The following is a 485-nucleotide window of genomic DNA, read 5'->3' as shown; positions in this document are numbered from 1 at the left end:
AAACAGAACCAGCGTTCCGTCCGCCTTGCGGGTTAGTTCAGCCAAGTCACCAGAGATATAATCCGCGCCGCTACCGGTTGTGATGGTATCAGCACCCGATCCACCAATAACAACATTATTGCCATTTCCGGCATTGATTTCGTCATCAGCGGCGGTATCCAGATTACCATTCCGGCCTTTAACGTCTGCGCCATCACTGCCCTTCGGCACGATAATGCCCAGGTCGCCCAAAATGGTGTCATCACCATTACCACTGGTGATTTTATCCTTGCCGATACCGCCAAGAATAAAGTCAGTTCCGGCACCCGCACCGGTTGTGATGGTATCATCGCCACTAATGGTTTCTTCAACCGTTTCAAAGCTGATCAGATTACCATCGGCATCCTGTTTCAGTTCGGCAAGGTCGCCAGAGATATAGTTGGTGAAACCAGCTCCACTGGTCGCACCGGTACCAATCGTGATGCTGTCACCACCAGAACCACCCA

General features: G+C 51.5%; 1 protein-coding gene. It reads right to left on the bottom strand.

What is annotated here, in order from left to right; all coding sequences use genetic code 11:
- A partial coding sequence (locus LF95_RS23030; protein ID WP_371440842.1) for a calcium-binding protein occupies window positions 1-485 on the bottom strand: 485 nt, incomplete at both ends.

The sequence above is a fragment of the Thalassospira sp. TSL5-1 genome, assembly GCF_001907695.1.
Taxonomy (GTDB): domain Bacteria; phylum Pseudomonadota; class Alphaproteobacteria; order Rhodospirillales; family Thalassospiraceae; genus Thalassospira.
The sequence above is the reverse complement of the archived record's forward strand: the minus strand, read 5'-3'. Positions and strand labels throughout refer to the sequence as shown.